The sequence below is a fragment of the Virgibacillus sp. GM2-2 genome, from assembly GCF_055329585.1.
Genome location: NZ_JBUZWC010000172.1, coordinates 1 through 233, shown reverse-complemented (window position 1 = coordinate 233; position 233 = coordinate 1). Strand labels below are relative to the sequence as shown.

The window sequence follows — 233 nt, the reverse complement described above, 5'->3', positions numbered from 1 at the left end:
AGAAACGGACGCGTCACTTCAAGCACGCGGAAAGGTGCGTGGACGAACTTTGCCGGAATCCAAATCATTGTGGATTCCGTGATAATGTGGCTTTCCATCTCCGTCCCCATGCACATTTCGATCTTGGCGCCCAGGTCGCGCGGATTGCTCATGTCCGTCCCGAGCGCAACCAGCAATTCCGGATCCTGATGGATGTGCGGGCCATGGCCCGGGTGTTTCGTTGCTTCAGGCCC

Annotated in this window: 1 protein-coding gene; it reads right to left on the bottom strand. The window is 57.5% G+C overall.

Annotation, left to right across the window (positions count from 1 at the left end):
* The coding region (locus tag ACY9Z2_RS19425) for a hypothetical protein (protein ID WP_463611313.1) at positions 1-233 on the bottom strand (233 nt) is incomplete at both ends.